The organism is Nocardia sp. NPDC004123 (assembly GCF_053603795.1).
Window position 1 is genome coordinate 51370 of record NZ_JBSGGG010000024.1, and the last position, 24635, is coordinate 76004.

At 68.2% G+C, this 24635-nt stretch carries 26 protein-coding genes; 15 read left to right on the forward strand and 11 right to left on the reverse strand.

Going from position 1 to position 24635, the window contains the following annotated elements:
• Positions 1 to 74 precede the first annotated feature (74 nt).
• Positions 75 to 953, forward strand: a complete 879-nt coding sequence (locus ACWEQQ_RS31345; protein ID WP_452350773.1) for an NAD(P)-dependent oxidoreductase — start codon at positions 75 to 77, stop codon at positions 951 to 953.
• Between the two features lie 86 nt (positions 954 to 1039).
• Here ACWEQQ_RS31345 and ACWEQQ_RS31350 read toward each other — a convergent pair whose 3' ends face one another.
• The 6 genes from ACWEQQ_RS31350 to ACWEQQ_RS31375 form a co-directional block, all read right to left on the reverse strand.
• Positions 1040 to 2263: a hypothetical protein gene (locus tag ACWEQQ_RS31350; protein ID WP_452350774.1), complete on the reverse strand. Its 1224-nt coding sequence runs from the start codon at positions 2261 to 2263 to the stop codon at positions 1040 to 1042.
• Positions 2264 to 2268: 5 nt separating this feature from the next.
• On the reverse strand, positions 2269 to 2490 hold the full coding sequence (locus tag ACWEQQ_RS31355) for a hypothetical protein (protein WP_357005732.1): 222 nt from the start codon (positions 2488 to 2490) through the stop codon (positions 2269 to 2271).
• Positions 2491 to 2597: 107 nt separating this feature from the next.
• Complete coding sequence (locus ACWEQQ_RS31360; protein ID WP_452350775.1) at positions 2598 to 4964, reverse strand: GMC family oxidoreductase N-terminal domain-containing protein; 2367 nt, start codon at positions 4962 to 4964, stop codon at positions 2598 to 2600.
• 11 nt (positions 4965 to 4975) lie between these two features.
• A complete protein-coding gene (locus tag ACWEQQ_RS31365) occupies positions 4976 to 6004 on the reverse strand; it encodes a hypothetical protein (protein ID WP_452350776.1) in 1029 nt (342 codons plus the stop codon).
• A gap of 13 nt (positions 6005 to 6017) precedes the next feature.
• The gene (locus tag ACWEQQ_RS31370) at positions 6018 to 7541 is read right to left on the reverse strand and encodes an aldehyde dehydrogenase family protein (protein WP_452350777.1); all 1524 of its coding nucleotides are present in this window, start codon (positions 7539 to 7541) and stop codon (positions 6018 to 6020) included.
• A 365-nt stretch (positions 7542 to 7906) separates the two neighbouring features.
• On the reverse strand, positions 7907 to 8629 hold the full coding sequence (locus ACWEQQ_RS31375) for a FadR/GntR family transcriptional regulator (RefSeq protein ID WP_452350778.1): 723 nt from the start codon (positions 8627 to 8629) through the stop codon (positions 7907 to 7909).
• Between the two features lie 639 nt (positions 8630 to 9268).
• Here ACWEQQ_RS31375 and ACWEQQ_RS31380 point away from each other — a divergent pair.
• Entirely contained in the window at positions 9269 to 10399 is a 1131-nt protein-coding gene (locus tag ACWEQQ_RS31380; RefSeq protein ID WP_452343548.1) for a glycosyltransferase, read from the forward strand.
• A 137-nt stretch (positions 10400 to 10536) separates the two neighbouring features.
• On the opposite strand, the gene ACWEQQ_RS31385 is transcribed toward ACWEQQ_RS31380, so the two are convergent.
• On the reverse strand, positions 10537 to 11652 hold the full coding sequence (locus ACWEQQ_RS31385) for a hypothetical protein (RefSeq protein ID WP_452350779.1): 1116 nt from the start codon (positions 11650 to 11652) through the stop codon (positions 10537 to 10539).
• A 324-nt stretch (positions 11653 to 11976) separates the two neighbouring features.
• On the opposite strand from ACWEQQ_RS31385, the gene ACWEQQ_RS31390 reads away from it, so the two are divergent.
• The 6 genes from ACWEQQ_RS31390 (at position 11977) to ACWEQQ_RS31415 (ending at position 15680) form a co-directional block, all read left to right on the forward strand.
• Positions 11977 to 13161 carry an anion permease gene (locus ACWEQQ_RS31390; protein ID WP_452350780.1) on the forward strand — a complete coding sequence of 395 codons (1185 nt, stop codon included), beginning with the start codon at positions 11977 to 11979 and terminating at the stop codon, positions 13159 to 13161.
• 11 nt (positions 13162 to 13172) lie between these two features.
• Entirely contained in the window at positions 13173 to 13466 is a 294-nt protein-coding gene (locus ACWEQQ_RS31395; protein WP_452343551.1) for a hypothetical protein, read from the forward strand.
• A gap of 3 nt (positions 13467 to 13469) precedes the next feature.
• Positions 13470 to 13772: a DUF3349 domain-containing protein gene (locus ACWEQQ_RS31400; protein ID WP_452350781.1), complete on the forward strand. Its 303-nt coding sequence runs from the start codon at positions 13470 to 13472 to the stop codon at positions 13770 to 13772.
• A 32-nt stretch (positions 13773 to 13804) separates the two neighbouring features.
• Positions 13805 to 14116, forward strand: a complete 312-nt coding sequence (locus ACWEQQ_RS31405) for a DUF3349 domain-containing protein (RefSeq protein WP_452350782.1) — start codon at positions 13805 to 13807, stop codon at positions 14114 to 14116.
• A gap of 185 nt (positions 14117 to 14301) precedes the next feature.
• Positions 14302 to 15408 carry an alanine dehydrogenase gene (ald, locus tag ACWEQQ_RS31410; RefSeq protein WP_452350783.1) on the forward strand — a complete coding sequence of 369 codons (1107 nt, stop codon included), beginning with the start codon at positions 14302 to 14304 and terminating at the stop codon, positions 15406 to 15408.
• A gap of 50 nt (positions 15409 to 15458) precedes the next feature.
• Positions 15459 to 15680, forward strand: coding sequence for a hypothetical protein (locus ACWEQQ_RS31415; protein WP_452350784.1), 222 nt, complete (start codon positions 15459 to 15461; stop codon positions 15678 to 15680).
• Positions 15681 to 15742: 62 nt separating this feature from the next.
• Here the strand turns inward: ACWEQQ_RS31415 and ACWEQQ_RS31420 are convergent, their stop codons facing one another.
• Complete coding sequence (locus ACWEQQ_RS31420; protein ID WP_452343556.1) at positions 15743 to 16243, reverse strand: Lrp/AsnC family transcriptional regulator; 501 nt, start codon at positions 16241 to 16243, stop codon at positions 15743 to 15745.
• A 66-nt stretch (positions 16244 to 16309) separates the two neighbouring features.
• Positions 16310 to 16510 (reverse strand): hypothetical protein, encoded by a 201-nt coding sequence (locus ACWEQQ_RS31425; RefSeq protein WP_452350785.1) that lies wholly within the window; start codon positions 16508 to 16510, stop codon positions 16310 to 16312.
• Positions 16511 to 16825: 315 nt separating this feature from the next.
• On the opposite strand from ACWEQQ_RS31425, the gene ACWEQQ_RS31430 reads away from it, so the two are divergent.
• The 6 genes from ACWEQQ_RS31430 (at position 16826) to ACWEQQ_RS31455 (ending at position 21234) form a co-directional block, all read left to right on the forward strand.
• On the forward strand, positions 16826 to 17242 hold the full coding sequence (locus ACWEQQ_RS31430) for a helix-turn-helix domain-containing protein (protein WP_452350786.1): 417 nt from the start codon (positions 16826 to 16828) through the stop codon (positions 17240 to 17242).
• Between the two features lie 61 nt (positions 17243 to 17303).
• On the forward strand, positions 17304 to 18539 hold the full coding sequence (locus ACWEQQ_RS31435) for an IS256 family transposase (RefSeq protein WP_452350787.1): 1236 nt from the start codon (positions 17304 to 17306) through the stop codon (positions 18537 to 18539).
• Between the two features lie 82 nt (positions 18540 to 18621).
• Positions 18622 to 19131: a DUF5753 domain-containing protein gene (locus ACWEQQ_RS31440; protein WP_452350855.1), complete on the forward strand. Its 510-nt coding sequence runs from the start codon at positions 18622 to 18624 to the stop codon at positions 19129 to 19131.
• Positions 19128 to 19337: a DUF397 domain-containing protein gene (locus ACWEQQ_RS31445; protein ID WP_452350788.1), complete on the forward strand. Its 210-nt coding sequence runs from the start codon at positions 19128 to 19130 to the stop codon at positions 19335 to 19337. Before ACWEQQ_RS31440 ends, ACWEQQ_RS31445 begins: the two co-directional genes overlap by 4 nt.
• 101 nt (positions 19338 to 19438) lie before the next feature.
• Positions 19439 to 20113 (forward strand): class I SAM-dependent methyltransferase, encoded by a 675-nt coding sequence (locus tag ACWEQQ_RS31450; RefSeq protein WP_452350789.1) that lies wholly within the window; start codon positions 19439 to 19441, stop codon positions 20111 to 20113.
• Positions 20114 to 20322: 209 nt separating this feature from the next.
• Positions 20323 to 21234: an EamA family transporter gene (locus tag ACWEQQ_RS31455; RefSeq protein WP_452350790.1), complete on the forward strand. Its 912-nt coding sequence runs from the start codon at positions 20323 to 20325 to the stop codon at positions 21232 to 21234.
• 72 nt (positions 21235 to 21306) lie between these two features.
• Here the strand turns inward: ACWEQQ_RS31455 and ACWEQQ_RS31460 are convergent, their stop codons facing one another.
• On the reverse strand, positions 21307 to 22134 hold the full coding sequence (locus tag ACWEQQ_RS31460) for an acyl-CoA thioesterase (protein WP_452350791.1): 828 nt from the start codon (positions 22132 to 22134) through the stop codon (positions 21307 to 21309).
• Positions 22135 to 22359: 225 nt separating this feature from the next.
• Between ACWEQQ_RS31460 and ACWEQQ_RS31465 the strand changes: the two genes are divergently transcribed.
• Positions 22360 to 23022: an HAD-IA family hydrolase gene (locus tag ACWEQQ_RS31465; protein ID WP_452350792.1), complete on the forward strand. Its 663-nt coding sequence runs from the start codon at positions 22360 to 22362 to the stop codon at positions 23020 to 23022.
• 19 nt (positions 23023 to 23041) lie between these two features.
• Here ACWEQQ_RS31465 and ACWEQQ_RS31470 read toward each other — a convergent pair whose 3' ends face one another.
• Positions 23042 to 24469, reverse strand: a complete 1428-nt coding sequence (locus ACWEQQ_RS31470; protein ID WP_452343563.1) for an amino acid permease — start codon at positions 24467 to 24469, stop codon at positions 23042 to 23044.
• Positions 24470 to 24635 lie beyond the last annotated feature (166 nt).

The window sequence follows — 24635 nt, forward strand, 5'->3', positions numbered from 1 at the left end:
CTCCGTAACCGGCAGCCTCGAATTCAGCGCGCGCCGGAACCACTCGCCAACGAGCGACAAGGAGTTGTCCTGTAATGACGAACATCCAGCACAGCCCGGTGACCGTACTCGGCCTCGGTGCGATGGGGCGAGCGCTGGCGGCAGCGTTCCTGAAGGCCGGCGTGGCGACGACGGTGTGGAATCGGACGTCCGGGAAGGATGCCGAACTGGTTGCCGCGGGCGCGGTTTCCGCTCGGACTGCCGGGGAGGCGGTGGGCGGCGGTGGGCTGGTCGTCACCGTGCTGCTCGATCACGCGTCCGTGCACGAGACCTTCGATCCGATCGCGGCCGAGCTCCGCGGCAAACAGTGGCTCAATCTGACCAGCACCTCACCGGAACAGTCGCGGGAACTGGCGGCCTGGGCGGCCGGGCACGGCATCGATTTCCTCGACGGCGGGATCATGGCGGTCCCGGGCATGATCGGGGCGGAGGGTTCGAGCATTCTCTACAGCGGGTCGCAGACGATCTTCGACGCTCACCGCCCCACCCTCGAATTACTGGGCTCGGCCGAATATTTCGGCACCGATGCCGGCCTGGCCGCGCTGTGGGATTTCGCGCTGCTGTCGACCATGTACGCCATGTTCGGCGGGTTCTTCCAGGGCGCGGCCCTGGTCGGCTCGGCCGGAGTCGCGGCCTCGGAGTTCGCGACTCGCGCGGCGGCGTGGGTGACGGCCATGTCCCAGACGCTGCCCGCCTACGGCCGCATCATCGACACCGGCGACTACACCAGCGACGTCTTCCAGGACCTGGTCTTCACCAAAACCGCCCTGGACACGTTGCGTCAAGCCGCATTCGATGCCGGAATCACCGCCGAACCGCTCGACGGGATCGCCTCGCTGGTGGACCGTCAGGTCACCGATGGACATGGTGCGGCCGCGTTCGAACGCAGCATCGAGGCCCTGCGCGGGCACTGACGGACCGTGACCGCGCCATCCGTGAGTACGAAAGCCGCTGCGGCCCAACCGACTCGAATGTCGCCGGGGCCGCAGCGTCGGCGACACTATTGCGTGAGCTGCAATGTTGCGATCAGTGTCGTCAACTGCTCGCCCAGGCCGAGATCGGCGATGCGCTGCTCGATCTCGTTGCGCTCCAAGGCCGGCAGCGGCGACCACAGTTCCCCGATCCGTGACTGTGCATCCGGCTCGGCGGTGGCGAGGACCTTCAGCAGCGGCGGCCACAGGTGCGCGGTCGCCGCCAGCCCCGGGAGCCCGGTCAGCGTCGCCGTGTCGAAATGCGAGATGGCCCCGCCGATCCGGCGCGCGATGCCCGGCTCGGTGCGCTCGGCCAGCTCCAGCAGACCCCGCCAGACCGCGGCCTCGCTGCTGCCGTCGGCCGCGCCCGCGACGGCGTCGATGGACTCCGGTTCGGCCAGAATCGGATTGGCCGCGAGCAGGTCCAGCGCCGCGGGGCTCAGCTGTCCGGCGAAGCGCAGCGTCTCCGGGACCGCCCCGGCGGAAATGAAGGCCTCGATCAGATCGGCGATCTCGTCGGCTGACCCCACATCGAAGAGGATGTCGCCGATCGCCACGATCACATCGGTGTCGCAGCGCGCGAACACCGACAGCGCCGCCAGCCGCAACTCCTTGGCGCCCTGCAGGATGGTGCGGGCCAGCTTCGGAACCCGCCGCGCCTCGCCGGTCAGCAGGTGCCGGATGATCACGCTGATGTTCTCACCGGAGAACGAGTACGACGCCGACCGGATCAGGCCCTCGTCGTCGTGCACGTCGCGCTCGACCGCGTGCACCAGATCCGGTGTCGCATAGGCCAGGAACGGCCCCGCCGTGATGTAGTCCCCGCGCCGCAGCAGCTCGTTGATGATCCGCATGACCGGCCCGGCCGGCGCGATATCGGCCAGCTGCCCGACGCTGTGCGGATCCATGTAGGGCGCGGCCTCGGCCGCATAGCCCGGATCGAGCATGCCGACCGCCTCCGCGGCCTTCCGGGGGTGATCCACCCCGATCGCACCGGCGGCGCGACCGGCCATCACCGGCGGCACCAGCTTCTGCACCAGCGGCAGCGAGATGCTCAGCGGGATGATCGGCACCAGCAGCGACAACCGCGAGAAGATCGCATTGTGCTCGGCGAACATCACCTGCGCCATGCGTTCCTGCAGTTCGTGCAGGTTGGCGGCGCCGAGCTTCTCGAGATGGGCGAGCTTGTCCTCGGAGACGTGCAGCGTCCGCGACAGCAGGGTGATCTGCGCGCGGGTGACCAGGTCGCTCATCGCCCCTACCCGAGCTTGTTGCCGAACATGATCTTCTTGGCGGCCGTGCGCAACGGCCACGGCAGCGCGCCGACGGTCTTGTCGACGGCCTCGACCATGGCGATGTTCTCGGTGCGCTGTGCCTGCTGGAAGATCGCCAGCAGATCGGCGGTCTCGGCCTCGGTCAGCAGATCCAGCGCGGCCAGCGACCCACCCAGTTCCCGTTCCAGTTCGGCTCTGGCACCCATTGATTCGTCCCCATCCTCCGGAATGATCCGGATCACCCCTTTGTGCTTACACCAATCTCTACCAAGATCACAGGTGGTGCGCCAGAGGGGTGACGGGGCGAATCCGGTCAATTGAGGTCGGCTGCAATCAGATCGGCGGCGCGGAGCGCGAAGGCCATGATGGTGACCTGCGGATTGACCCCCAGCGACGTCGGGACGACCGAACCGTCGGCGACATACAGACCATTCGTGCCGAATACCCGATGGCCGAAATCCACCACCGCTGTCCGGGCATCGGGGCCCATCCGGGCGGTGCCCAGCGGGTGCGGGCCCATCATGCGGAATTGCCGCGGACTCAACCGGATCTCGGCGACCGTGCGGGCCTGATCGAGGGTGCGGATCGGCGGGGTCCCCGCGATCGGCAACGCCACCGCCTCCGCCCCGCCGCGCAGGAACAGCTCGGCCAGGCTCGCGCAGGCGTGCTGCAACGCGGCCTGGACGCGCGGGGTCAGGTGATAGCGGATCAGGGTCCGCCCGCCCGGACCGTGATGCACGCTGCCGGTGCCGGTATCACGCACCATCGCGCCGAACTGCTCGGTGTGGGTCCAGCGGTTCATCCATTCGGTGAGCCGCGCACCGTGGAACGGCAGTGTGCCGGCCGCGAACTGCGGTGGGATGGCCACGCCTTCGAAGGTGACCAGCGGATCGCCCAGTGCTTCCACCTGATAGCCCTGCGGGATCCCCGACCACGGCGTTCCGGGCGTCGGCATCATGGCCACCGCACCCAGGGACGGATGCACCGACAGGTGGCGTCCCAGCGCGGGCAGGGTCAGGCCGTTGCGCCGCAGCAGCAGCGGCGTCATGAGGGTGCCGGCCGCGATCACCACCGCGCGAGCGCGGATCTCCACCGTCCGCGGCGCGCCGTGCGCGTCCTGGCCCTCGGCGAGCACACCGGTGGCGCGGCTGCCCGACAACAGGATTCGGGTGACGGTCAGATTCGTGAACAGCTGCGCACCGCCCTTCAACGCCCGCGGCACCCAGCTGACATTGCTCGAGCGTTTGGCCTCGGTCGGGCAGCCGTGCACGCACTGGCCCTGCCCGTCGCAGCCCACCGCATTGCGCGGCAGCGGCCCGTGCGCCGCGCCCAGGGCGTCCGCGCCCGCGCCGATGATCTGCGCGACCCGGCCCAGATAGCGGGGATCGGCGGGGCCGATACCCAGTTCGGCGGCGACCTCGTCCAGGTAGGGCGCGAACGCCTCGGGGGTGAAGTCGCCGGGGAAGCCCAGGTCCAGCCATTCCCGCAGCACCGCGTCCGGGGTGCGGAAGGCGGTGCCGGAATTGATGGCGGTCGTCCCGCCCACCAGCCGGCCCGTGCTGACGCCGAGGACCGTATTGCCGAGTGCCAGGTTGTATCCGCCATCGCGCCAATACTTCTGGGTGCGTTCCCCCAGATCCCCGCGGAACTGTGCGCGACCGGCGTAGTCGCCCTCCTCGACCATCACCACGCCGAGGCCGTGCTCGGTGAGCCGGGCGGCCGCGGCCGCCCCGCCCGCGCCGGTGCCGATCACCACGACATCGCAGTCGATCGTCTCCCGCCGCGACAGCTCGGTCGGGGTGGTGACATTGGCCATCCAGCCCGGCCGCTGGTCGAGCACGGGCTCGTCGTAACGTGGCGCGCCGATCGCATCCAGATAGCGGCGGTCACCGAAATGCGCGATCCGCAACGGAGTCTCGACGGCATCGACCGCGTGCCGTAGGGCGCTGGCGCGCCGGGCCTCCTCCACCAGGGCGCGGCGTTGCGGAACCGTCAGCGCCGCAGCGCGTTTGCCGTGCCTGGCGCGCGCCGCCGCATCGAGGCCGCGCAGTGCCGCCCGCAGCCCGGATTGCATGAGCGGGGTCATATTGCCGATATAGGTGTCGACCCGGTCGATGGTGCCGGTGCCGACGGGCGGCACCGACCCGCCCGGCTCGATCAGCACCTCGGCCAGCGCCGCGAGGGTCTCGCGATGTCCCGGGCCGAGCATCCCCTCCGGATGGCGACCCTCGGGCAGGTCGGCGCGCAGCGACACCCATGGCTGGAACGAGCGCAGAAAACTCGGATAGTCGTTGGCGAAGAACTGCATTCGCCCCTGCGCGACCTGCTCACCCTCGCACGACAGGGTGGTGGCGAGGTTGGTCAAGCTGGCGTGTGCGCCGCGCAGCCAGCGCACATCTTTGCGACCACTGAGATGCCAGGCGCGGCCGTCGTCGTCGCGGAACTCGAGTTCGTAGCTCATCAGGCGCTTGGTCACCGGTAGCGCGATCAGGGTGCCGAGCACCGCCGCGCCGTCGGCCCACGGCAGGGCCCGGATAGTGCCTGTGATGCGGGCGTGCCCATTGGTGACGAATCCGCGCGCGTGCCCGGATTCGCAGCGCAGATCCATGGCCACGTGATGCGCCAGCCCGTCGGCGTCGTAGAGCTCGCCGCGCATGGTCTCGAAGAAGGTCAAAGGCATAGCGGGTTCTCTCAGACGATCGGGGACACCGACGCAACCGGGTGCGGGACAAGGAATTCCAGCGCGCCGCCGTGCGGGCTGCGCAGCTCGAAGGCGTTGCCGTTGATCGGGGCGACGTGCACGGAGACGGCGGCGGTCTTGGAATTGAGGCAGTAGCTGGTGTCGCGCGCCGGGTTCCGGTAGGCCAGGCACACCATCTGCGCGGGCTCGGCGTGCATGCGCAGGTCCGCGGTGCCGTGGCGGCCGCGCATGCGCAGGGTCCAGGTGGGGAAGTCGAGCCGGGGGCGCTGCCGCCACAGGTCGACGATCCGGTCGAACCGGAATTCCTCGTCGCCGCGGCGGATGACCAGCATGGACAGCAGCGGCGAGGTGCGGCCCGCGATGCGGGTGCGGCCCGAAGCCGCCTCCATCACGGCGAAGGGATCGCCGCCCCGGGCATCGGTGAAAACGCACTGGCCCCAGGCGTATTCGGGGCTGTGTTCGCGGCCCCAATTGTGGCCCTGCATCCCGTGCCAGCCGCTCAGGTCCCAGTGCTCGCCCTGCCACTCCAGCCGGCCCGTGCAGGTCAGCACCGGAAACGGGGTCACCAGTTTGTTGTTCGGCACCGGAGTGTCGAGCAACCGGTCGCTGGGCAGCAGCGACATCGGCGCACCCAGACCCGCCACCGTGCTGAAGCTCAGATCCCAGGCGACAGTCTGTGCGGCATCGGACAATGTGCCGCCGGTCGTACCGCCGTTCCCGGTCAACGACAGGGTCAGCGGACCGACGGTGATGTCCTGCCCGATCGAGTGCGCCTCGAATCGTGCCGCGGCCAAGGGAATATCGAGACACCACGCGTGCGTGCGCTGCCCGTCGAAGACGCTGCACCACGCCTGCGCCAGCGCTGTCCCGTCACGCGCGGTGAGCACGGTCGCCTTGATCCACACCGCGCGCGGCGAGTGCGGGTCATTGGCGCGCACGAACCATGATTCGACGTGATCGGCCCCCGCCCGCAGCCGCGGAGCATTCTGGGCGATGGCGGTCATGACTTGGTTGTTCACCGATTCCCGTCCTTCAGAGTTTCGGCTGCCGGCTGAGCATGCCCAGCAGCACGTGACCGGCCCGCCCGTATCCTCGCAGCCGAGCCGCCGCCCGCGGCGTGACCGCACCGGAGGCCAGCGCCCGCATGGCGTCCTCGAGTTCGGGCCCGTACGGATACCACCAGGGCCGCTTCGGCCCGAACGCCGGGCCGCGCGGCAGATCCACCACCTGCACCCAGCTCGCATCCAGCAGCGCATCGACCCCGTGCGAGCGGCCGAAGCCCGACCGGCCGACCCCACCCCACGGCAGCTCCGGTGTCGAATACATGGTCGCCGCAACATCATTGATCGACACCGCGCCCGCCCGCAGCCGCTGCGCCAGTGCGCGGGCGCGTCCGACATCGGCGGAGAACACGCTGGCGGTGAGCCCGTACTCGGTCGCATTGTGCAGCGCCACGGCCTCGTCATCGGAGCCGAACCGCGCGATCGCCGCCACGGGCCCGAACGTCTCCTCCCGCCACACCTCGGACGCCGTGACATCCGCACCGCTCACCAGCGCGGGCGAGAGGTGGCGGTCCCGCAACGGTTCTCCGCCGCGCACCTGCACGCCGCCCTGCCGCGCCGCCGCGAGATGGCGCTCCCACACCCGCTGCTGGCGCTCATCGATGGCCGGCGCCAGATCCCGCCCGGTGTCGATGCGCCGCACCTTGTCCTCGAGCCGGACCAGGAAGGCGTCGTGCAGCGAGTCGTGCACCAGCACCCGCTCGATCGAGCAACAGGCCTGTCCCCCATTGAAGTTCGCTCCCCAGGCCACCGCCGAGGTGGTGAACTCCAGGTCGGCATCGTCGAGCACGATCGCGGCGTCGATCCCGCCCAGTTCCAGCCCGACCGGAATCGGGAAGCGCGCGGCCGCCGCCATCACCGTCCGCCCGGTGGCCACCGAACCGGTGAACAGCACCTTGTCCGGCCGCCCGGCGATCAACTCGGCGCCGACCGCCCCGTCCCCGACCGCCAGTTGCAGGACCCCGGCGGGCAAACCGCAGTCGGAGATCAGCTCGACCAGCGCCTCGGCCACCCGCGGTGTGAGCTCGGAAGGCTTGAGTACCACCGCATTTCCCGCGATCACTGCGGGCAGCACCTGACTGAACGGAATCAGGAACGGCAAGTTCCACGGCGCGATGGCGACCACGATCCCGTAGGGCCGATGGGTGCGAATCGCCTTCCGATGCGGCACGGTCGCCGAGCTGATCCGGGTCGCGCCCAGGGTGGCGACGGCACTGTCGAGGTGATGGCGAGCCAGGGCGATCGCCGGGACGACCTCGTGCGCCAGCGCCTCGGCGAGCGGCTTGCCGTTCTCGGCGACGATCTCCTCCGCGATCCGGTCCATCCGGTCGAACAGCAGCTGCGGCAGCGACCCCAGCACCTGGACCCGTTCGGCGACCGTCAGCGCAGCCCACTCCGGCTGCACTTCCCGCGCCCGCTCGAGCAGCGCGGTCGGGGCAACCGCGTCGGGCTGCTCTACGCGAGCCTCGCGGTGCGATTGCAGAGGGGGCGTCATACACGTACCGCCTTGTCCAAACAGATGATCTTGGCCTGATGGCCAAGTGGTCAGACCAATATATCCATCCAGTGTCGAAATACAAGACCGTCGCCGGGATCTGTCAGCTGTGCGCAGCGATCGCCGGGGCGCGGCCCGGAGCGAGCGGCATCTATACGCCGGGAGCGGGCCCGATGCAGGCGGCGGTTTATCCGCTGGGGGCGGGCCTTTGCGGGGAGCGGTTTATCCGCCGGGAGCGCGCCTTTTGCGGGCAGCGGTTTATCCGCCGGGAGCGGGCCTGTTGCGGGGCAGCGGTTTATCCGCCGGGAGCCGGGCCCGGTGCGGGTGAGCGTCCTACAAACCGGGGCCGGTGCGGGCGGGGATTCCTACGTGCCAGGTCGAGCCTGCCGCAGAAATGCCTCGAACGACTCCGCCGCGATCGCCAGCAGGGCATCCGCCGCCGCCCGCGCCTCTTGGGCGTCGCCCGCGATGACCGCCTCGGCGAGCCCGCGGTAGCGATCGATGCTGCCCACCTCACCGGTCATCACGACGGCCAGTGCCTCGACCGCGGGTTCGTACACCGCCCGCAGATCGTTGTAGAGCAGCCGGTACACGATCGAATCCGCACCATCGACCAGGTGATCCCAGAAGGTGACTGCGGACAATTGCTGTGTCACCGGATTGTGTTCCGCCGCAAGCGCTTCCACCGACGCGTGCAGCGCCTCGGCCAGCCCGTCCCCGGCGCGCTCGGCGGCCAGCCCCGCGACCTCCCGCCCGAGCACCCGCCGCGTCTCCAGGATCGACCGCACCACCGCGTGGTCCAGCTCCCCCTGCCGAATCAGCAACCGCGGCAACATCTCCAGCCCCGCGTGCCGCCGGAAGTCCTGCACCGTCGTCGACCCACCCTGCCGTACCTCGACCAGCCCGGTGTGCGCCAACCGCTGCAGCGCTTCCCGCACCGTCGGCCGCGACACCCCCAGGGTCTCCGCCAGAGCACGCTCCGCCGGCAGGGCCGCCCCCGGCGCCAACTCCCCATCCAGCACCTCGCCCACGAGCTGCTCGAATACAGTGTCCGGCACCGTCCGCCGATCGATCCGCTTGAACGCCATCCCCGAACGCTAAATCCACCCACCCAGCAGGTCAAGCGGCCAGACCAGTTGCTGCCACTACCAACACCCGCGGGCCGCCCGCAGCAGCGGCGCGAGGTTGCCAGGCCATGGGCGATCGACGCGCACCAGATCGCCGGAGCCGATCGCCCCGGATTGCCGTGCGGGATAGGTCAAGACGGTGAACGGTAGCGCCGCGGCCGCCGCTGACCGGGCGAGCGCGCCGCTGACCGGGCGAGCGCGCCGCTGACCGGGCGAGCGCGCCGCTGACCAAGATCAGCGAACTGTTCTACTCGCTCACGATCAGCACCTGGTTACGGCGTCGCGCACCCGTGCAGCACGGCGCCGGCGGATCGCCGCGAACGGGCCGCCCGGTGAAGCGGTCGCCGAGCGGCAGTGCCGCGCACTGGGCCCTGACTACCGAGCGCATGGGTATGCGGTGTGGTGGAGATTTGCTCGGAATTGCGCGCTGCGGGCTTCCCGATCTTGGTGGTGCGGGTCGTGGGGGTTCGGGGTGTGAGGTTCGGGTGGGCGGGTGCGGGGTGCCGACTACGCCGGGTTCGCTGGGTCTTTCGCGGGTGTTCATGTGGTGTTGGCGCCGGAGGTGCCGACGGTAACCCGTTGCCCTGCACGATCGGCCTCGTGCGCATCGTTCAGCTAGCGAACTTCTATGGTCCGCGGTCGGGTGGGTTGCGCACCGCGTTGCATCACCTGGGTGAGGGATATGCGGCCGCCGGGCACGAGGTGGCGCTGGTCGTGCCGGGGCCGAAGCGGTCCGAGGAGGTGCTGCCGACCGGGGTGCTGCGGATCACGGTGCCCGCACCGCAGATTCCGTGGACCGGCGGCTATCGGGCAGCGGACCCGCGCCGGGTCGCCGACACCCTGGCCGGGCTGCGGCCCGATGTGCTGGAGGTGTCGGACCGGTTGACACTGCGTGGCTTCGGCCGGTGGGCGCGCCGCCGCGACATCGCGGGCGTGATGATCTCCCATGAACGTCTCGACCGGTTGCTGGGCCAGATTTTGCCCGGTCCGATCGCCCGCCGCGCCGCCGACGCCGCCAACCGCCGTACCGCCGAGGACTACGACGTCGTCGTCTGCACCACCCAGTTCGCGCGCGAGGAGTTCCACCGCATCGATGTCGAGAACGTCGAACTCGTCCCGCTCGGCGTCGATCTGGACATGTTCCGGCCGGACCGCCACGACCACCGCCTGCGCACCGATCTCGGCGCCGACGACTACCCGTTGCTGGTGCATTGCGGCCGCCTCTCGGTCGAGAAGCGGGTCGACCGCAGCATCGCCGCGGTGAGCGCACTGCGCCGCCGCGGCCTCGACGCCCGTCTGGTCGTCGCGGGCGACGGCCCCCGCCGCGACGCCCTCGAGCGCCGCGCCCGCACCATCCCACCGCTCCCGGATGGCCGCCCCACCGTCCACTTCGCCGGATTCATCGACGACAGAACCGCTTTGGCCACCCTGCTGGCCACCGCCGACGTCTCGCTGGCCCCCGGCCCGCACGAAACCTTCGGCCTGGCCGCGCTGGAAGCCCTTGCCGCCGGCACCCCGGTCGTGGTCAGCCGCTCCTCAGCGCTGGCCGACATCATCACCGCCGAAGCCGGCGCGGTGGCCGCAGACCATCCGCGTGCTTTCGCCGAAGCCGTCACCGACGTGCTGTCCCGCCCGGCCGCCGAACGCCGCCGCGCGGCCCGCAGCCGCGCCGAGGAATTCACCTGGCCCGCAGCCGTTTCCGGCATGCTCGGCCTGCTCGATCAGGGCTGACCCCTCGCCTCGGGGAGCGACGGATCAGCATGCCCGGGTGAGCAGTGCGCAAGGCGCTCGCACCACTCACCCGGGCTACCGGGCACGACCCTCGTACGGCAAACATGACTTCCAGACCTGACTTTCGCCGCAGCCGGTCAGTCGCGCGACGGGTCGGGTTGCCAGGGCACGTAGGGCCGTCCCGAGGCCACCGCGGCATTTTTCGAGGAGTTCAGCTGGTACGGCGTGATCCCGCCGGGCTGCCACGGTCCGGCCGAGCCCGCCGCGAGCGCCGACCCGGCCTTGGGGACCAGGCCGATCTCATTGCGCACCACCGTGATCGGGCGGTCGGCCAGCGAGAACCAGTCCAGGTCCAGGAAGTCGTGGCTGCCCTGGGTGAGCGCGCCGCGCCGCATGGCATCGCCGAGCCGTTCGGCCATGCCGTGCGTGCTGAGGTGGCCTTCGTCGGCCTCGAACAGGCCCGCGCCCGCGCGCAGGTACCCGGTCTCGAACAGCGAGATCACCATGGCGAGCAGGCTGAACGCGCGCGGGTCGTCATTGGCGCGGGCCATGAAGGCGAAGACCTCGATCTCGTTCTCGAGGGTGGTCCCGTATCCGGCGAGCACGTGCACCCAGTCGTGCTGGGCCAGCAGCGGCGGCGCCGAACCGGGCAGACCGGGGGTGACGAACCCCCGGTCACGGTAGAAGTCGGCGACACCGCGCCCCAGCGTGCCGACGGGCAGATCCCACAGTTCGGCCCAGCGCCCGGCCAGCATCGGATCGTCGGTGACCGCGCTCCACGAGCTGTCCAGACCCTCGGTGTGCAGCGCGTCCAGCCGCAGCGTATTCGTATTGCCCAGGTAGCCGTTGCGGGTGAAGTCGACCGCGGCCAGATCCACCGCGCCCTCGGCGTAGCGCTGCGCGACGGCGATCATGTCGTCGTCGACGCCGAGCGCATCGCCGAACTCCCGCAGCCGGTTTCCCACCTCCGCGGGCAGCGGCCGCACCACCAGCGCCGCGAGCAACATGGTCTGCACGACGCGTTCCCGGAACACCCGATTGCGCCGCGCCATACCGTCCGCGAACTCCGCCGCCCCGATCGGGCGCACCTCGGCCAGTTCCACCGGATGCCCGGTCATCGACAGGAACAAGGCCGGAACCAGCAACTCCTGCAACGGCGTCAGCCCCGCCTCCGCCGCCACCGCACTGACCACACCCCGCGCCAGGAACCGCACCTCGGCGGCATCCGGCGGCGTGAGCAGCACCTCGTCCATCAACACCCTCCCGAACCTCGGGCCCCAGCGGCCCGCCTCATTCTCACCGCGAAACACCGCCGCTGCGCGCTCATTTCACTGACGGCGTAGTCCGCCCACCTCCGGCCCCCGCTCGACTCCGAATCCTGCGGGAGGAGGTGATCGCGAATCAACCCGCTGCAGATGCTTTGCAACTCAATGTGAACGCTCATGCCCGGCTGCTGCCAGGGCATGTGAGAGGCCGGACAACCCCGGGCGACCGTCCCGGGGTTACCCGATTGAATTTCGAGTGAACACCGGCGTGTAGCCATTCAGCGCGCGGTATTCCGTTGTGACACTGGAGTTGTGAGCGCTGAGGTACTGGTTCTCTTGATCGTGGTGGTTACCGCGTTGGCGTTCGATTTCACCAACGGGTTTCACGACACGGCGAATGCGATGGCGACCTCCATCGCGACCGGCGCGCTCGCTCCCCGGGTTGCAGTGGCCCTTTCGGCCGTGCTCAACCTGGTCGGAGCGTTCCTGTCGGTGGAGGTCGCCAAGACGGTCTCGGGTGGACTGCTGAATATCGGCGGTATCCACGGTATGGCCTTGCTGCACATAGTTTTCGCGGGCCTGGTCGGCGGAATTCTGTGGAATCTGTTCACCTGGCTGGTCGGAATTCCGTCGAGTTCCTCCCATGCCCTCTTCGGTGGCCTGATCGGAGCCGCGGTGGCCGCGCTGGGCGCGAGCGGCGTGATCTGGACCGGGGATCAGAAGACCGGCCTAATCAACAAGATCATCCTTCCGGCCCTGCTGGCCCCCTTCGTCGCCGCACTGGTGGCCGGACTGGGCACCTACGCCGTCTACTGGCTGACCCGCCACTCCCGCAAGGACCGGGTGAGCACCGCATTCCGCTGGGGCCAAATCGGTTCCGCGTCCCTGGTCTCGCTGGCCCACGGCACCAATGACGCCCAGAAGACCATGGGCGTCATCTTCATGGCCCTGGTAGCCCGCGGCACCTACACCAATGCCGACGACATCCCGCTCTGGGTGAAGGTGTGCTGTGCCCTGGCGATCGCCGCGGGTACCTATCTGGGCGGCTGGCGCATCATCCGGACCCTGGGCAAGGGCCTGGTGGAGATCGATTCGCCGCAGGGCTTCGCGGCCGAAACCTCCTCGGCGGCCATCATTCTCACCTCGGCCCAGTTCGGCCTGCCGCTGTCGACCACCCAGACCGCGACCGGATCCATCTTGGGCACCGGCCTGGGCAAGCCGGGCGCGGAGGTGCGCTGGGGTGTCATGGGCCGCATGGCCGTGGCCTGGGTGCTGACCCTGCCGCTGGCCGGTCTGGTCGGCGCGGCCTGCTGGTGGGTCGCCGATCTCGGTGGTGGCCTGCTCGGTGTGCTGATCGTGCTGGCCGTGCTGATCGCCCTGTCGGTCCACATGTACCTGCGCTCGCGCCGCAATCCGATCGACACCAGCAATGTCAACGACGAGTGGGCGGACGGCCTCACCCCGTCGGCCCCGCCGCGCGAGACCGCCGCGGCCTGAGGAGAGCGAGCATGCACACCTTCAATGCCATCGCCAAGTCCCTGGGCGAGGTCACGCTGATCGCGCTGGTGCTCGGGGTCGGAGTGCCGGTGATCTTCGGGATCGGCGTCCGGCTCTGGGCCCTGGAACCGGCCGCCGACGGCCCGGCCACCGCTAACCGCAATGTGGTCGTCACCGCCATCGCCTACCTCTGCTTCGCGGCCGCCCTGATCGTGGTCACCGCCGGAATCCTCTATATCGCCAAGGATTTCATCAGCCACACCTTCGACATCCAGTTGTTCGGCGCGAAACCCCCGAAGAAGTGAGCCATGACGACCAATCGTTCGATCCTCGCCACCGTCCTGGCCTGGCTGCGCGCGGGCTACCCGCACGGCATCCCGCGTGAGGACTACGTGGCCCTGTTCGCGGTGCTGCACCGCAAGCTCACCGACCGCGAAGTCGACGAGGTCATCGAGGGATTGCTCGCCTCCGGCGGCGTGCTGGACCGGGCTGGCATCGAAACCGCCATCGCGCAGCTCGCCCACGAGAAGCCCGGCGCCGACGACGTGAACCGGGTCGCGGCCCGGCTGGCGGCCGGCGGGTGGCCGCTGGGTGACCCGTCCGAGGCGTGAATTCCGTTCCGGCAGAGTAGAACCGAGCACCGATGGAGTTGTCCGAGCTACTGGCCAGAATTGTCGGCTGGCTGCGCGCCGGGTACCCGCACGGTGTCCCCGACACCGACTATCTGCCGCTGCTGGCCGTACTGACCCGGCGGCTGTCCGAGGACGAGGTGCGGCAGGTGGCCGCCGAGCTGGTGCTGCTCGGCGCGCTGCCCGCCGACCGGGCCGACGTCGGGGTGATCATCACCAAACTCACCGACGAGATGCCGCGCACCGCCGATCTGGATCGGGTCCGCGCCCATTTGCGGGCGGGCGGCTGGCCGATCGACGACAGCTGGCCGGAGCCGTTGCAGTAGCACCGCAAACGCCGAAGATGCTTCGGTGTGACCCAGCTCGCACTTGCGGATTTCGATCATTCGGCTAGTCGAGTGCGAATTCAGAGAATCTTATTCACGACTCTAGTACTTATCTCGCACAATATTCATACTGACTCTCTGGCGGCGATCCCGCCTAACCCCAGTCGAGAGAGTCAGGAGTGCGGATGAAGATCGGAATTCCCCGCGAGGTCAAGAACCACGAGTACCGGGTGGCCTGCACGCCCGCCGGCGTGCACGAGCTGGTGGCCCGCGGCCACGAGGTGGTCGTCGAGGCCGGTGCGGGCGTCGGCTCGACGTTCGAGGACGACGCCTACCGCTTCGCCGGTGCGCAGGTGCTCGACACCGCCGACGAGGTCTGGGGCGTCGCCGATCTGGTGCTCAAGGTGAAAGAGCCCGTCGCCGAAGAGTATTCGCGCTTGCGCGAGGATCAGGTGCTGTTCACCTACCTGCACCTGGCCGCCTCCCGGGAGTGCACCGACGCCCTGCTGTCCTCGGGCATCACCTCCCTCGCCTACGAGACCGTCACCGCCCCCGACGGCTCCCTGCCTTTGCTGGCCCCGATGAGCGAGGTCGCGGGCCGGTTGGCGCCGCAGGCGGGCGCGTATCACCTGATGCGCAGCGGTGGCGGCCGCGGCGTGCTCATGGGTGGTGTGCCGGGTGTGCGCCCGGCCCGCGTGGTGGTGATCGGTGCGGGTGTGTCCGGGCGCAATGCCATCGCTGTCGCGCACGGCATGCACGCCGAGGTCACGGTGCTCGACCTGAACATTCAGCGCCTGCGCGAGATCGATGACCTGTACCACGGCCAGGTGCGCACCGTCATGTCCAACCGGCTCGAGGTCGAGAACCTGGTGCGCGAGGCCGACCTGGTCATCGGCGCGGTGCTGGTGCCGGGCGCGAAGGCCCCCACCCTGGTCTCCAATGACCTCGTCGCCCAGATGAAGCCGGGTTCGGTGCTGGTCGACATCGCCATCGACCAGGGCGGCTGCTTCGCCGATTCCCGCCCCACCACACACGCCGAGCCCACCTACCGGGTGCACGACTCGATCTTCTACTGCGTGGCCAATATGCCCGGCGCGGTGCCGCACACCTCGACGGTGGCCCTCACCAACGCCACCCTCCCCTACGCGGTCGCTCTGGCCGACAAGGGCTGGCGCGCCGCCGTCGCCGCCGACCCGGGCCTGGCCGCGGGCCTGAGCACCCACAAGGGCGAACTGCTCTCGGAATCGGTTGCGGCAGCACACGGGTACGCCGCACACTCCCTGGCCGCCTGAGGCGTCATCCGGAAAGGTCGACACGGTAGTGCCGGGAATGGCGATCGGCCATGACCATCGAAGGATGGTTCCCGCCCGAAGGTGATGTCCACGTGCGAATCTGGCTGGCCGACGTGGTGTTCGACTACACGGTCACTGCGGTGGCGGTCCGCAACTTGATCCACGATTGGAGGCAAAAGCCTTGGTTCACAATCGAATTCATACGCCAGACCTTCGACGACTGTCGGCTGCCGCCACGCCTGCCGTGCGAACGACTGTTCATCGGACCGTGAGGGTTCCCGCCTACTGAACCAACCTTTCCGGACATGGCACCCACCAGCCCCCACTCGGCCGATCAGGTCGCGGGGCGATGCCCCGGGCGCACGTGCTCGAAGATGAGGATCGTCTCCGTGGACGCGACGGCGGGATGCGCGCTCAGATGCTCCAGCACGAAGGTGCGCAGCTCGCCGGAGTCGGCGGTGGCGACATGGATCAGGTAATCGTCTGCCCCGGCAATGAAGTACACGTTCTCGACCTCCGGCAGCGCGGCCATCTGCTCGCCGAATTCGGCGAGCTGGCCGCGCGCGGCCGCACGCACCCGCACCGCGATCATGGCCTGCAGATCGCGACCCAGCGCTGCCGGGTCGATATCGGCGTGGAACCCGCGGATCACCCCGTGCTCCACCAGGGCCCGCACCCGGCCCAGGCAGGTCGAGGGTGCGATCCCCGCCGCCGCGGCCAGCGCATTGTTGGTCATACGCCCGTCGCGGGCCAGCTCATCGAGCAGCAGCCGGTCGATGGCATCCAGCGGAACCGCCCCGCCCGGCACATTCGATCCTGAAGAAACCTTCTTCATGGACGAACTGTATCGAACTTCCTTCGTGCGGGAGGGGCGGATCAACGGAATATTCGTCCCGAGCGGTCACTCACCGGCCCAGATGTTCCAGCTGGTGGCGCCGCGCTCCCGGTACCCGCTCCGCTCCAGGTAGGGCACCTGCCGGCTGAAGTACCGCTTCGCCTCGCACTCCTCACCGCACTGTGTGTGCTGAGCCAAGGCGTGTTGCGCGACTTCCAGATTCAGCACCGGGTGGTCCGGCATGCTGTGCGTAACAGGTCGATTCACCACATCAACTCCCTACGTGTCGAGCGTCGGCGGATTCCGAGCCCCGCGTGCGATGAGCCGACGCTTGGCCTGGTTCTTCACCGGACACACCGAAACCAGACAATTCCGGTGTGTCTGCATGGTCAGATGCGCGTATTCGATTGTCATCGTTGGCAATTCGCTATGGTCGGTGGTGGATGGGTTGGACACGAACTCAGATTTACTCCGATGCCAAGGGATTTGGGGCCGCCATGGGTGGCCGGTCGCGGCTATTGCGCCGGACTTCCACCACGGGGGGTTCCAAATTTCAGTGCCTTCGATAGAAAGGCTAGGAAAATGTCTGGCTCCACCCTTGCCGCCCGCGCCCTCGGTCGACTGTTGGCCGCATACCGTCAACGGGCGCCGCTGACCAGATCCGCCGCGGCGGGGGTCGTGGACACCTCGATACAGACCATCGGCCGCCTGGAAGACGGTCTCAAGACCAAAGTGTCGCGGGTCTGGATCAATGCGCTCGCCGATGCGTACAAGTGCAGCGACGACGAGCGGCGCCTATTGCTCGGCCTCGCTCAGGAAATGGCCTCGGCGCAGCAGAATTGGTGGCGGGCGTACGAGGATGCGATGAAGCCTCGTTTCGATTATTACCTCGGGTTGGAAGCTTCCGCCCGCCGCGTGTCCTTCTGGCGCCGGTTGCGTCCAATAGCGTGGTGTAGGAGCTCGCCGAGTAGTCCGGTGAGTATCGAATCCCGGACATGAGGGTGGTCACCGCGTGATCCTCGAAGGAACTCTCACATTCTCTCGAAGGAACTTTCACGCGATGACCGCTATCCAGCCTATCGACCCAGGCCAGCTGCTGTCCGAACAATTGGCTGCCACCAGCCCGGACCTGCTGCGCACCATGCTCTCGACGTTCATCCAGACCCTGATGAGCGCCGAGGCCGACGCGGCCTGCGGCGCCGGCTACGGCGAACGCAACGACGAACGGGTCAACCACCGCAACGGCTACCGCCACCGCGACTTCGACACCCGCGTCGGCACCATCGACCTCGCGATCCCCAAACTGCGGTCGGGCAGCTATTTTCCCGACTGGCTGCTCGAACGCCGCAAACGCGCCGAACGCGCTCTCACCAGCGTGGTGGCGACCTGTTACCTGCTCGGGGTCTCGACCCGCCGGATGGAGAAACTGGTCGAATCCCTCGGCATCACAACACTTTCCAAGTCCCAGGTCTCGATAATGGCCCGCGATCTCGACGCCCAGGTCGAGGCGTTCCGAACCCGCCCACTCGACCAAGGTCCCTACACGTTCGTCGCCGCCGACGCCCTCGTGTTGAAGGTCCGCGAGAACGGGCGCGTGGTCAACGTCCACGCCTTGATCGCCACCGGCGTCAACGCCGACGGCTACCGTGAAATCCTCGGCCTCACAGTCACTTCCGGCGAGGACGGCGCCGGATGGCTCGCGTTCTTCCGTGACCTGGTCGCCCGCGGCCTGAGCGGGGTCGCACTCGTCACCAGCGACGCCCACGCGGGCTTGGTGGCCGCGATCGGCGCGACCCTGCCCGGCGCGTCCTGGCAACGCTGCCGCACCCATTACACGGTGAACTTGATGTCGGTCTGCCCGAAATCCTCCTGGCCCTGGGTCCGGACATTGCTGCATTCAGTGTTCGACCAAGCCGACACCGAATCGGTTGCCGCCCAATATGATCGAATGCTCGACGCACTCGCCGAGAAACTGCCGAAGGTCGCCGACCACCTCGACACCGCCCGCGCGGACCTGCTCGCGTTCACCGCGTTCCCCAAGCAGATCTGGCGCCAGATCTGGTCGAACAATCCACAGGAACGGTTGAACAAGGAGATCCGCCGCCGCACCGACGTCGTCGGCATCTTCCCCGACCGCGGCTCGATCATCCGCCTGGTCGGCGCAGTGCTGGCCGAGCAACACGACGAATGGATCGAAGGACGCCGCTACCTCGGACTCGATGTCCTGGCCCGCTCCCGCGGGCTCACCACCACCGACGAACAGGAGGACCCAGCACCAGCAGAACTCACCGCCTGACCCCATTCCGGATCATGCGGTGACCACCCCAGTTACACCACGCCCCGGGACTTGACCCTGGCGCCAGGCGGACGTACCCGGACTGTTCCAGACGCCTGCGTATCGTCGCGCGATCGAATGGACCGAGCATCCGACGATGCCACCGGAGCAGGTGGAGAGGCGCGTTGAAATGGCCATGAGGCGAAAGAACCGATTGGAAGACAAAGGGTTCGAGATCGATGTCGTTTTGTCGGAAGCTGCCCTGCGCGGTCAGATCGGCGGACCGGCAGTTCTGGCCGAGCAGCTTCGATACCTGGCCGATCTGAGCCAGCTGCCGAACGTGTCGATTCGGTATGTCCCCCACGACGCTCCGAGCCATCTCGGTTCGATGGTGGAATCCTTTGTCCTACTGGAGTTTCCCAAACTTCCGGCAACCGGGATGGTCGAGCCCCCGGTGGTCTACATCGAAGGTTTTGTGGGAGACCTCTACCTGGAACGAGAGCCCGAGGTGCGGCGGTACCGACATGCGTTCGGCGAGATCAGCCGAGTAGCATTGGATCCGGTCACAACCAGGCAGGTCATGTTGTCGAGAGCCAAGGAGTGCGGCGAATGAACATCGAACTGTCCGAAGCCGATTGGTTCAAATCAAGCTACAGCCATTCGGGCGGAGAATGCCTGGAAGCCGCCCACCTCAGCCGTGGCAGGGTCGGAGTGCGGGATTCGAAACTGGGAGACTCGAGCCCAGTGCTCGTGTTCGCTCCGGCCGACTGGGCCGTGTTCAACGCTGCCGTGCAAGCCGGGAAGTTCGATCTCGGCTGATGTCCGGAGACGGTCGAGGGCTCGGTCCGATGCATTTCGACGCCCATGCAGAGATCTACGATCGAGCCAGACCTGATTATCCGGCTGCACTGTGGAAACGATTGCGGGAGTTCGGGTTGCTGCGGCACGGCGTCCGGGTTCTCGAGCTGGGCGCCGGCACCGGATTGGCGACGGGTCCGATGCTGCGGGCCGGTGCTGCCGTCACCGCTGTCGAGCCGGGGCAGGGCCTCGCCGCCCGGCTGCACCGACGATGGCCGGAAGTGTCCGTGCTCATCGACAGCGCCGAAACAGCGCCCTTGCCGTCCGCCGCCTTCGATCTGGCTGTCGCGGCAACGGCCATCCACTGGTTCGATCTCGACGTGGTGCTGCCGAGAATTCACCGCGCGCTGATCACTGACGGTCATTTCGCGGTGTGGCGTCACGTCTTCGGCGACCCGTCGGCGGCTGCCACCCCATTCCGGCAGCGAATAGCCGAGATCGTCGCGCGTCGCGGCGACGACCCCCCGTCCCGCAGACCGGCGGACTTCGACACCGATGCATGGGTGCGCCGTCTCACCGGCAGCGGTCACTTCGTCGCCGCCCATGTCGAACGGATCTCCTGGACAATCGAACTGAGCGCCGACCAGATCCACGATCTGTTCACCACCTTCAGCGATTGGACGGCCGCCGAAGTCGACGAGGCCGCCGGCGCGGCACACGCCCTCGGCGGGTACGTACTCGAGCACTACCTCACCCCGCTGATCATTCTGAATCGCACCGGAACCGCCACCACCTGACCTCCGGGCGGACCGGGCGCGAGACGGTTGGGTAGTCTCGACCCATGGGTACGTTCTGGCACTCCGTCACGCCGCCGCCTGCCGCCTGATCGGGCGCAGCGGCAGACTCTCGTTTCGCGTTCCGGCTGACCTCCGACGGCAGCCCGAATTCGTCGTGCGCCCGTTTCGATTCCTTCCCCCTTCGGAATTCGACGACGGAGTACTCGACGGTGTCCGAACGCACGTCCACGCTCACCCCGGAACCCACCCTTTCGACCGCTTGGCGCGGTAGTGCGCCGATCCTCGCCGCGTCGGTGCTGTGGGGCAGCACCGGTACCGCGGCATCGCTGGCTCCAGCCGGAACATCCGCTGCCGCAATCGGTTCGGCCGGCTTGGCCCTCGGCGGATTCCTGCTGTTCATCACCGGCCGCGGGCATCGGATGCGCGCCGCCGCGTCGGAACAGTGGTTGCTGCTGCTCGGCGCGTGCGCCGTGGCGGGGTATCCGGTCACCTTCTATCCGGCCGTGGCCCACACCGGCGTGGCCGTGGCCACGGTCATCGCCCTCGGAAGTGCACCGGTCTTCGCGGGCCTGCTGGCCTGGCTCACCGGCCGGGGGCGACCGTCCGCGAGATGGTGTGCCGCCACCGGGCTGGCCGTAATCGGTTGCGCCGTACTGGTTATGGGGCCGCGATTCGGCAATGCGGCCCCGATCGACCTGCTCGGCATTCTGTTGGCAGCCTGTGCGGGCCTCACCTACGCCGTCTACTCGCTGATCGGCGGCACCCTCATCACCCGCGGCCACGCCTCCGGCTCGGTCATGGGCATCATGTTCGGTCTCGCCGCCGTCCTGGTCCTGCCCGTGGTCGCAACCTCCGGCCCGATCTGGCTGACCACGCCGCGGGGACTGGCGGTCGCCCTGCACCTCGCGTTCTTCACGACCTTCGTCGCCTACCGCCTGTTCGGTTACGGACTGCGCCACACGACCGTGGCGTCCGCCACCACCCTGACGCTCGCGGAGCCTGCGGTCGCCGCTCTGCTCGGCGTCACCGTCGTCGGCGAGCGCCTACCCGCGCTGTCCTGGTGCGGCCTGATCGTCCTCGGTGTCGGTCTGGCCGCCCTGGCGGTCCCGGCCAAGCGGTGAAAACCGGTGCTCCCCAAACACTTCTGTCGTATGTAGCCGGGGCGCGCCGACTGCCGGCTGAGCCGTGGCAGGTCAGCCCTTGAAGTACACGAGCTGGTGACTGGTGGCCAGCGCGGTGCCCTCTTCGGTCCACAGATGGGCCGACTGGTCGAAGAAGCCATTGCCGAAGTGTTGAGCCCGCGCGGTCGCGAGAACGAACTGTCCGGGTTCGGCGAGCGGGTCGAGCTCGGCGTGGAAGTAGGTAGTGAGCGAGACGGTGCCCGCGGGGACCATCCGGCCCAGGCGCAGCATGACGCGTGGGAAGAAGATATCGCTCATCGCCGCCACCGCCGGAAAGTCCAGCGAACGCGCAGGCGTGTCCCGAACCCACAGGGTGGAGGTGGACGTCGGGGCCGGTGCGCCGTCATCGCCCCCGGCGAACGGGCCGCGGCCCGCCACGAACCGCATCTCGTAATTCCGCAGCCACGCAGGCGATTCGGGCAGTTCCGCCACCTCGAGGGAGTCCGGCGCGGGCGCGGCGGGCGGGCTGATCTCGGTGTCGGACCAGGTCGAGCGACGCAGCGCGCACACCACGGTCGCGGTGGTGGCCACGGTGTCGTCCTGCCGCATCGTCACCACCCAGTGCTGGGTGGTGCGATTGGTCCGCACCGGCTCGGCGTCGATGGTGAACGCTCCCGTGGCAATGGGCCCGGCGTAGTTGACCGTGAGCGACAGTGGACTGCCCGCGCAACGCGGGTCGTCGAGAACGGCCCGCAGCATGGCGGCGGCCGTGATCCCGCCGAAGGGGCCCACCATGTTCGAGTACTCGGCCGCGGTATGACCGAGAAAGCGCCCTTCCCCCTGCGGCGTCAACGCGATGGCGGTATCGAACGGGTGCTCGAGGGTTGTGGTCGACCCCAAGACGAATTCTCCTTCGAACAGGTGCAGGTTCGGGCGCGCGAGCGCGTGGCCCTCCGTCTCGCCGGAGAATAGCCTCCGTCGACTATAACGACCGTTATAGAGAAGGCAAGCGTGGGCCCTGGGGCTGTGTAACGAGCTCCGGGGTGCGGTGTGCGGGAATCCCTTGCCCGCGACACGGATTCGAGACATCTTGCACGCCCGGCGTCTTGTGGTTATAACCAGCCTATGACGGTTGATGCCACGCTTGCCGCCCGCGGCCTCCTGCTCGATATGGACAGCACACTCGTGAATTCCGAAGCCGTAGTGGAGTTGCTGTGGCGACGCTGGGCCACCGAGCACGGCCTGTCGGTAGCTGATGTGCTGGCCGTCGCACATGGCCGCCAGGGCTGGGCGACCATGGCCGAACTCCTGCCGGACCGTCCCGCCGAGCTCAACCGCGCCGACAACGACCGCATGCTCGCGGAGGAAGCCACCATCGTCGACGGCGTCGTACCCATCGCCGGCGCCCCAGAGTTCATGGCCGCCCTCGCCGACCTCCCCCACGCCCTGGTCACCTCCGCCAACCGCGTCCTCACCGAAACCCGGATGACCGCCGCCGGCCTCCCCATCCCCCGGATCCGCATCACCGCCGAATCGGTGACGGTGAGCAAGCCCGATCCGGAAGGCTTCCTGAAAGCGGCCGCCGAACTGGGCCTTTCAGCCGACGACTGCCTGGTCTTCGAAGATTCGCAAGCAGGCATCACCGCCGCCAAGGCAGCAGGCATGCGCGTCATCGGCGTCGGCCCCCGCGCCGCCACCCTCGACCCGACTGCCCACGTCCCCGACCTCACCCACATTCGAATCGAGCCGCTCCCCAGCGGCTCGATCGCCGTTCACGTATCCGCCTGACCCGGAAATGGTCTCCGGCTCAAGCGTTTTCGATCGCTGTCGGGTGACCCAGGCGGGAGTTGAAGCGGGAGTAGCCGAAGTACACGATGAGGCCGACGATCAGCCAGGCCACGAAGCGCACCCAGGTTTCCCAGGGCAGCGACCAGATCAGATAGATGGAGAAGCCGATGCCCACCACGGGCACCACCGGCATGAGCGGGAGCCGGAATTCCCGCGGCTCGTCGGGGCGGGTGTAGCGGAGCACGATCACCGACACGCTGACCACGATGAACGCCATCAGGATGCCGATATTGGTCAGCTCCGCAACGGTATTGATGGGCAGCAGCCCGGCCAGGATCGCCGAGCCGGCGCCCACGATCCAGGTCACCCGGGTGGGCACCTTGCGGGTGGGATGGGTCTTGGCGAACCATTCCGGCAGCAGCCCGTCGCGGCTCATGGCGTACCAGACGCGGGTCACGCCCAGCATGAAGGTGAGCACCACGGTGATGATGCCGACGATGGCGCCGATCGCGATGATGTTCGCGATGCCCGGCATCCCCACGGATTTGAACGCGGTGGAGAACCCGGAGGTCGGGCTGATCTCGGTGTACTTCTGCATGCCGGTGAGCACCAGCGTGGCCAGCACGTACAGCACCATGGCGATGGCCAGCGAGTAGATGATCGCCTTGGGCAGATGCTTTTTCGCCTCGGTGGACTCCTCGGCCGCGGTGCTCATGGCGTCATAGCCGAAGACGGCGAAGAACACCGTCGCCGCGCCCGTCCACACCGCGCCGGTGCCGAACGGGAAGTACGGGTGGTAGTTCGCGCTGTCGATCTTGAACAGGCCGAGCACGATGATCAGCAGCACGATCGCCACCTTGATCCCCACCGCGACCGTCTCGAACCGTCCCACGCTCTTGATGCCGCGCGACAGCACCCACGCGCTGCCCAGACAGAACAGGATCGCGAAAACATCCACCACATGCCCGTCCCCGGTGCCGGAGGCCCCGAGCATCCAGTGCGGCAAGGAGATTCCGATCTGATCCAGCAGGAAGTTGAAGTACCCGGACACGCCGATGGCGACCACCGCCGCCACCGCCACGTACTCGAGCAGCAGATCCCACCCGATGAACCAGCCCGCCAGCTCACCCAGCGACACGTACCCGTAGGTGTAGGCCGACCCCGCCTTGGGCACCATGCCCGCGAATTCGGCGTAGCAGAGTGCCGCACACGCACTGGCCACACCCGCGATCAGGAACGAGATGAGGACCGAGGGCCCGGTCGTATTGTGTGCGACCGACCCGGCCAGGGCGAAGATGCCCGCGCCGATGATGCCGCCCACCCCGATGGCCGTCAGCTGCCACAGACCGAGGTGTTTCGACAGCCGCTCGTCCGCGGGCGTGTCGTCGTCTACCTCCGAGATCGGCTTGCGGCGCAGAATCTGGCCGCGCAACTCCGCAAAAGACATGCGGGATCCTTTCGTTCCGCTGCGTACCGCCACTCTGCGGTAACGCAGGTCACACTCGAGCTAGCTCAGCTAATCGGACCATGGCCGATGCTGTGATCGGGCGGTTGGTTAAATAAAGTTCAGAGTTCTTGTTCAACCGGCCGACGCGCACCGCCCTGGCGCGTCC